At 68.1% G+C, this 5,585-nt stretch carries 6 protein-coding genes and 1 pseudogene; 5 read left to right on the top strand and 2 right to left on the bottom strand.

From position 1 onward, the window contains the following. From AC1D12_RS23135 to AC1D12_RS23115, 5 genes are all read left to right on the top strand, one after another. Positions 1 to 594, top strand: a 594-nt coding sequence (locus AC1D12_RS23135) for a branched-chain amino acid ABC transporter permease (protein ID WP_477843099.1), incomplete at its 5' end; no start/stop codon positions are given. Between the two features lie 19 nt (positions 595 to 613). Beyond that, positions 614 to 1,705 carry a branched-chain amino acid ABC transporter permease gene (locus tag AC1D12_RS23130; RefSeq protein ID WP_477825493.1) on the top strand — a complete coding sequence of 364 codons (1,092 nt, stop codon included), beginning with the start codon at positions 614 to 616 and terminating at the stop codon, positions 1,703 to 1,705. 16 nt (positions 1,706 to 1,721) lie between these two features. Then, positions 1,722 to 2,498, top strand: a complete 777-nt coding sequence (locus AC1D12_RS23125) for an ABC transporter ATP-binding protein (RefSeq protein WP_465114192.1) — start codon at positions 1,722 to 1,724, stop codon at positions 2,496 to 2,498. Positions 2,499 to 2,508: 10 nt separating this feature from the next. After that, entirely contained in the window at positions 2,509 to 3,222 is a 714-nt protein-coding gene (locus tag AC1D12_RS23120; protein WP_211191208.1) for an ABC transporter ATP-binding protein, read from the top strand. Between the two features lie 130 nt (positions 3,223 to 3,352). Beyond that, on the top strand, positions 3,353 to 4,219 hold the full coding sequence (locus tag AC1D12_RS23115) for a CsgG/HfaB family protein (RefSeq protein ID WP_052212325.1): 867 nt from the start codon (positions 3,353 to 3,355) through the stop codon (positions 4,217 to 4,219). Positions 4,220 to 4,236: 17 nt separating this feature from the next. Here AC1D12_RS23115 and AC1D12_RS23110 read toward each other — a convergent pair whose 3' ends face one another. After that, the gene (locus AC1D12_RS23110; protein WP_477827966.1) at positions 4,237 to 5,211 is read right to left on the bottom strand and encodes a Bug family tripartite tricarboxylate transporter substrate binding protein; all 975 of its coding nucleotides are present in this window, start codon (positions 5,209 to 5,211) and stop codon (positions 4,237 to 4,239) included. Between the two features lie 9 nt (positions 5,212 to 5,220). Then, positions 5,221 to 5,585: pseudogene (locus tag AC1D12_RS23105) on the bottom strand (CDP-6-deoxy-delta-3,4-glucoseen reductase); the annotation flags it as partial.

The following is a 5,585-nucleotide window of genomic DNA, read 5'->3' as shown; positions in this document are numbered from 1 at the left end:
CTGCTGCTGCAGACGCTCGCGATGATCATCTGGAAGCCGAACTACAAGTCGTACCCGATCCTGCTGCCGAGCGAGCCCTTCTTCATCGGCGGTGCGGTGATCAACACCGTGCAGATCCTGATCCTGGTCGTCACCGCGATCACGCTGGCCGGGCTGATGTACCTCGTGAACCGCACCAAGCTGGGCCGCGCGATGCGCGCCACCGCCGAGAACCCGCGCGTGGCGAGCCTGATGGGCGTCAAGCCCGACACCGTGATCTCGGCCACCTTCATCATCGGTGCCGCGCTCGCCGCGCTGGCCGGCGTGATGTACGCGGCCAACTACGGCTCGGTGCAGCACTCGATGGGCTTCCTGCCGGGGCTGAAGGCCTTCACGGCCGCGGTGTTCGGCGGCATCGGCAACCTGGCCGGCGCGATGGTCGGCGGCGTGGCGCTCGGCGTGATCGAGTCGCTCGGCGCCGGCTACATCGGCGACCTGACCGGCGACGTGCTGGGCAGCCACTACCAGGACATCTTCGCCTTCATCGTGCTGATCCTCGTGCTGACGCTGCGCCCGAAGGGCCTGCTGGGCGAACGTGTCGCCGACCGCGCCTGATCGCACAAGGAATCCCACCATGAACCTCAGAGACAACAAGATCGGGACCTGGATCGCCGCGGCCATCGTGCTGGCGATCGCGCCCTTCATCGCGCAGTACTTCGGCAATGCCTGGGTGCGCATCCTCGACATCGCGCTGCTGTACGTGCTGCTCGCGCTCGGCCTGAACATCGTGGTCGGCTACGCCGGCCTGYTGGACCTGGGCTATGTCGCGTTCTACGCGGTCGGCGCCTACCTGTTCGGCCTGCTCGCGTCGCCGCAGCTGGCCGAGACCTTCCCGCGCATCGCCGAGATGTTCCCGGGCGGACTGCACACGCCGTGGTGGCTCGCGATCCCGATCGGCGCGCTGGTGGCCGGCATCTTCGGCGTGGTGCTGGGTGCGCCGACGCTGAAGCTGCGCGGCGACTACCTCGCGATCGTCACGCTCGGCTTCGGCGAAATCATCCGCGTGTTCATGAACAACCTGGATGCGCCGGTCAACATCACCAACGGCCCGAAGGGGCTGGCGCAGATCGATTCGTTCAACTTCCTCGGCTACGACCTCGGCAAGCGGCACAGCCTGTTCGGCGTGATCGACCTGCCGCCGGTCACGAGCTACTACTTCTTCTTCCTGGCGCTGGTGGTGCTCAGCGTGCTGATCTGCTACCGGCTCGAGCGCTCGCGCATCGGCCGCGCGTGGATGGCGATCCGCGAGGACGAGATCGCGGCCAAGGCGATGGGCATCAACACCCGCAACCTGAAGCTGCTGGCGTTCGGCATGGGCGCCACCTTCGGCGGCGTGTCGGGCGTGCTGTTCTCGACCTTCCAGGGCTTCATCTCGCCGGAATCGTTCAGCCTGCAGGAGTCGGTGATGATCGTCGCGATGGTGGTGCTGGGCGGCATCGGCCACATCCCGGGCGTGATCCTCGGCGCGCTGCTGCTGTCGGCGCTGCCCGAAGTGCTGCGCTACGTGGCCGGCCCGCTGCAGAACATGACCGACGGCCGGCTCGACGCGGCCATCCTGCGCCAGCTGCTGATCGCGCTGGCGATGATCGCCATCATGTTGTCGCGCCCGCGGGGCCTGTGGCCTTCGCCGGAGCACGGCAAGGCGGCTCCCGTCCCGACCAAATAACAACAAGGAGCTCCGCATGGCAGAAACTGTTCTCAAGGTCAGTGGCGTCTCCAAGCGCTTCGGCGGCCTGCAAGCGCTCTCCGATGTCGGCATCTCGATCGAGGCCGGCCAGGTGTATGGCCTGATCGGCCCCAACGGCGCCGGCAAGACGACCTTCTTCAACGTGCTGACCGGGCTGTACACGCCCGACGCCGGCAGCTTCGAGCTGGGCGGCAAGCCCTACCAGCCGACCGCGGTGCACGAGGTGGCGAAGGCCGGCATCGCGCGCACCTTCCAGAACATCCGGCTGTTCGCCGAGATGACGGCACTCGAGAACGTGATGGTGGGCCGCCACGTGCGCACCGGCTCGGGCCTGATCGGCGCGGTGTTCCGCACCAGCGGCTTCAAGGCCGAGGAGGCCGCGATCGCCAAGCGTGCGCAGGAGCTGCTCGACTATGTCGGCATCGGCAAGTACGCCGAGTTCAAGGCCCGCACGCTGAGCTACGGCGACCAGCGCCGGCTGGAGATCGCCCGCGCGCTCGCCACCGACCCGAAGCTGATCGCGCTCGACGAGCCGGCCGCCGGCATGAACGCGACCGAGAAGGTCGTGCTGCGCGAGCTGATCGACCGCATCCGCAACGACGGCCGCACGATCCTGCTGATCGAGCACGACGTGAAGCTGGTGATGGGCCTGTGCGATCGCGTCACCGTGCTCGACTACGGCAAGCAGATCGCCGAAGGCACGCCGGCCGACGTGCAACGCAACGAAAAGGTGATCGAGGCCTACCTCGGCGCCGGACACAAGGCCCACTGAGGACGCCCACATGGCAACAACATTGTTGAAAGTTTCGGGCCTCAAGGTCGCCTACGGCGGCATCCAGGCCGTCAAGGGCGTGTCGTTCGAGGTGAACGAAGGCGAGCTGGTCAGCCTGATCGGTGCCAACGGCGCCGGCAAGACGACGACGCTGAAGGCCGTGACCGGCCTGCAGCCGGTGGCCGCCGGCGACATCGAATTCCTCGGCAAGCCGATCAAGGGGCAGGGGCCGTGGGACCTGGTCAAGCAGGGCCTGGTGATGGTGCCGGAGGGCCGCGGCACCTTCACGCGGATGACGATCACCGAGAACCTGCAGATGGGCGCCTTCGTGCGCAAGGACAAGGAGGTCGAGGCCGACATCGAGAAGGTGTTCGCGATCTTCCCGCGCCTGAAGGAGCGCCGCAACCAGCTGGCCGGCACGATGTCGGGCGGCGAGCAGCAGATGCTCGCGATGGGCCGCGCGCTGATGGCCAAGCCGAAGGTGCTGTTGCTGGACGAGCCATCGATGGGACTGTCGCCGATCATGGTCGACAAGATCTTCGAGGTGGTGGCTGACATCCACAGCCGCGGCACCACGGTGCTGCTGGTCGAGCAGAACGCGAGCCGGGCGCTGCAGCTGGCCAACCGCGGCTACGTGATGGAGTCGGGCGAGGTCACGATGGACGGCGACGCGAAGGCGCTGCTGGACGACCCGAAAGTGCGCGCCGCCTATCTGGGCGAGTGAGCCGCGGAGTGAGCCGCGAAGGGGCAAGAACCACCCGCTTGGGTGGTTCCTCTGCAGGGGGCGCGTTCCTATACTGGCCGGCACAAAACGGCCCGGGACCAGGGCCGCGCCAACCCCTAGGAGTTCTTCCATGCAAGCCACCCTGCGCCCGTCCGGCCTGACCGGTCTGTCCCTTGTCGCCGTCGCCACCGCCGCGCTGCTCAGCGCCTGCGGTTCCACCATGCCGACGATGGGCGAGAACAAGGGCACCGTGTCGGGCGCTGCCGGTGGCGGCACGGCCGAGAACAACAACAGCCAGCTCGAGAAGTGCCCCGAATCGCTGGGCACGCTGGCCGTGCAGGAAGACACCACCGCGCCCTGGTACTACCAGCTGCGCCAGCACCAGCTCGGCTCCACCATCCCGGTGCTGCGCCTGATGGTGCAGCAGAGCAACTGCTTCGTGATCGTCGAGCGCGGCGGTGCGATGAACAACATGATGAAGGAGCGCTCGCTGGAGCAAAGCGGCGAAGTGCGCGCCAACAGCAACTTCGGCAAGGGCCAGATGGTCGCGGCCGACTACACGATGAGTCCGGCGATCCAGTTCTCGGGCAAAACCGGCGGCGGCGGCGGCTTCCTCGGCGGCGGCGGGCTGGGCCTGCTGGGCGCCGTGGCCGGCAACGTGAGCCGCAATGAAGCGTCGACGACGCTGCTGCTGATCGACAACCGCTCGGGCGTGCAGATCTCGGCCGCCGAAGGCACCGCGAAGAACTTCGACTTCGGCATGTTCGGCGCCGCCTTCACCGGCGGGCTGGTCGGCGGTGGCGGCGGCTACGCGAACACGCCGCAGGGCAAGGTGGTCGTGGCCGCGTTCGCCGATTCGTTCAACCAGATGGTGAAGTCGCTGCGCAACTACAAGGCGCAGACCGTCAAGGGCGGCCTGGGCACCGGCGGCCGCCTGGGCGTGGATGGCGGCACGACGCCGGCATCGCAGCCGCAGGCTCCTGCAAAGAAGAAGTAAACCGGGCGCCGAGGGCTTCAGTCGACTTTCGCGCCTGAGGCCTTCACCACCTGCTCGTACTTCGCACGTTCGCGCTTGACGAACGCGCCGAACTGCTCCGGCGTGCTCGGCATCGGCTCGGCCATCAGGCTCGCGAAGCGCGCCTTGATGTCGGGCGATGCGAGCGCGTCGGTGAACGCCTTGTTCATCTTGCGCGTCACGTCGGCCGGCAGGCCGGCCGGGCCGAACAGGCCGAACCAGGTGTTCACGTCGAAGCGCGCGAGCCCGCCGCCCGCTTCGGCGATGGTCGGCACCTCGGGCATCGCGCTCGAGCGCGCCGTGGTCGTGACGGCCAGCGCGCGCAGCTTGCCGGCCTTGATGTTGGTCGACGCGGTCGCCAGGTTGTCGAAGTTGAGGTCGACCTGGCCCGACAGCAACGCGAGCTGCGCCGGGTTGCCGCCCGAGTACGGGATGTGGACCATGAAGACGCCGGCCTGTGCCTTGAACATCTCTCCGGCCAGGTGCCCCGCGCTGCCGTTGCCGCCGGAGCCGTAGTTCAGCTTGCCGGGGTTCTTCTTCGCGTACGCGACCAGGTCGGCCACGCTGCGGATGCCCAGCCGCGTGGCCGTCTCGGCGTTCATCACCAGCACGTTCGGCACCTGCGCGACGCCGGTGATCGGCGTGAAGTCGCGGATCGGGTCGTACGGAATGCGCGCGTAGAGCCACGGGTTGATCGCATGCGTCGCGACCGCGCCCATCACGATCGTCAGCCCGTCGGGCGGCGATTTCGCGACCGCATCGGCGCCGATGTTGCCGCCGGCGCCGGCCTTGTTGTCGACGATCACGAGGCCCAGGCTGTCCTTGACCTTGTCGGCCAGCGCGCGGGCGATCACGTCCAGCGGGCCGCCGGGCGAGTAGGGCACGACGAGCCGGATCGGCTTGCCGGCCTGTGCGAAGGTCGTGGCGGGCAGCGCGGCGGCGCCGAGCAGTGAAAGAAGGTGTCTGCGTTGCATCGAGGGGTCTCAGGCAGGGTGCTTGTCGGCTTCCGACGTGAATGAATCGGCGTAGAACTCTTCGGCGGGCAGGCCGCAGCGGGCCACCAGGTCGCGCTGGGCCGATTCCACCATCACCGGCGCGCCGCAGGCATACACCTGGTGGGCGGACAGGTCGGGCAGGTCGGCCATCAGCGCCTGGTGGACGAAGCCGGTGCGGCCGGTCCAGCCATCATCGGGCTTCGGCTCGGACAGCACCGGCACGTAGCCCAGCCACGGCAGCTCGGCGGCGGCCTGCAGCATCCAGTCGTGCAGGTACAGGTCGGCGCGGCTGCGGCAACCCCAGTAGACGACGGCAGGGCGCTCGTTGCCCTTGAAGCGCAGGTGCTCGACGA

It is taken from the genome of Rhizobacter sp. P1_G5 (assembly GCF_056405435.1).
The sequence above is the reverse complement of the archived record's forward strand: the minus strand, read 5'-3'. Positions and strand labels throughout refer to the sequence as shown.